Raw genomic sequence first — 1,732 nt, forward strand, 5'->3', positions numbered from 1 at the left:
GCGGGCTCCGACAGAGTTCCGATTTGTGGTCAATCGCTGCTGCCATATTCTGATCAATCACTGGCATCTGAAACCAAACACCAGAAGAGCAGTCCAAGAATTGGTAGCTCTGTTTGATCATGTGCCGCCTTCTTTGAGGGTTCACTCTCGGGCTCCTAGACGCCTGCGGGAACTAATGCAGCTGTTCAAAAGAACAGAGCAATATCTAACTCTGCAACGTCTGTCTAGAGTAATGAGTGATACACCTCAATACTCTAATGGTTCTAAACCAGTGGCAAATTTGATTCAGCGGTATCCCTACTTATATGAACATTGCTTACTCAGTGAAGACAGCTCTCAGGAATATCAGCAAACTGTACGGCAAGTTCAAGCTAGGGTTCAACGGCGCTTTGACTGTGATTTATCTAAGTACGTAACCTATCAGGTGCGATGCGCCCATGTCATGCGAAATCGGGCTATCACGACTCCAAAACGGATAATTCAACCAGTGTCAAATCCCACATTGCTGACCGAACGAGAGTTGGCGAGTGCTCTCAAGCAGTTTTTTGGAAAAGTGCAAGGGTCTTACAGCTACCGAGATTTTGCTCGTAGTTTCCATACCCACAGTCGGCACACAGCCTTTTTTAAAGACTTCAAGGACGATTTATATGAATATTTGATTGCCTCGATTGACCCAGCCTATGGGAAGCAACAGTTTAACCAGCGATTGTATACTCATTTGCAAAACACCTTGCCTGAATGGGATTACCAAACGCCCAATGAATTTATGGTGGTGCGCACCTGTACTCAATTGTTAAATTTTTTGGTAGTGGAAAGCCCTAAGCGCCCCCATCACTATACATTTGTTGATTTGATTGGCAATATAGGAACCACCATTACCACTGGACTATTGCTCAAGATTGTATTGGTCTGCGCTAAAGTCAAGCCCTATTTAGAAAAGCGATTTTCGATTCTGTTTAACCACTACGAGTCCCAAACCAGAAACAGCGTACCTTGGTTAGTCCCGTCTCTGGAAAACTTGAATATTGCCTTCAGTGTCCACTTTGGATCAGCTGATATCTCCTGCCTTAATCAGATTTTATGATTCGGATTCTGTGAATTTTAACCTAGCGCTATAACTATAGCGCTATAACTGTGGAGTTGATAATACCGATCACGTACACAGGATTTGTTCCCACTTCCGACTTCCGAATTCCTTACTGCCTACTCCCTACTCCCTACTCCCTACTTCCTACTCCCTAGTTCCTACTCCCTACTCCCTACTTCCTACTTCCTACTCCCTACTTCCTACTCCCTACTCCCTGTTCCCTTTGCTATAGTTGCCAAATTCCGATTATTGTAGAGACTCATGGCCTTTTCTACACCTTGCTTAAGAGAAAGTTCAACTGCCTCAACGGCTAGTTGGACTACTTCCGACATTAACTTGGTTTCCTGAGGTGAAAATTTTCCTAGGACGTGGGAGATCGTGTCTGGCTTCTGACTGGATTTGCCAATACCAATGCGCAGGCGAGGGAAGTTTTGCGTACCCAGATGGGCAATTGCGGATTTCATGCCATTGTGTCCTCCCGCTGAACCGGAAAGGCGCAGACGCAAACGCCCTACTGGTAAGTCCATATCATCATAAATGATCAAGACCGACTCAGGTGTGAGCTTGTACCAATCAGTCACCGCCCGAATTGCTTGTCCAGAGCGATTCATGTATGTAAGGGGCTTGAGCAAGCTTAGCTTATTA

3 protein-coding genes are annotated in these 1,732 nt (G+C 45.4%); 2 read left to right on the forward strand and 1 reads right to left on the reverse strand.

Annotated elements, in window-relative coordinates; all coding sequences use genetic code 11:
• Both F6K49_RS46065 and F6K49_RS46070 read left to right on the forward strand, forming a co-directional pair.
• On the forward strand, positions 1-1,084 hold a 1,084-nt coding region (locus F6K49_RS46065), incomplete at its 5' end, for a hypothetical protein (RefSeq protein WP_293109061.1).
• Positions 1,085-1,168: 84 nt separating this feature from the next.
• The gene (locus F6K49_RS46070; RefSeq protein ID WP_158069403.1) at positions 1,169-1,342 is read left to right on the forward strand and encodes a hypothetical protein; all 174 of its coding nucleotides are present in this window, start codon (positions 1,169-1,171) and stop codon (positions 1,340-1,342) included.
• Here the strand turns inward: F6K49_RS46070 and pth are convergent.
• Positions 1,288-1,732: aminoacyl-tRNA hydrolase (pth, locus tag F6K49_RS46075; RefSeq protein ID WP_293109064.1), on the reverse strand; the 445-nt coding region annotated here is incomplete at its 5' end. The two genes, F6K49_RS46070 and pth, sit on opposite strands and share 55 nt — an antisense overlap.

Source organism: Moorena sp. SIO3I6 (assembly GCF_010672095.1).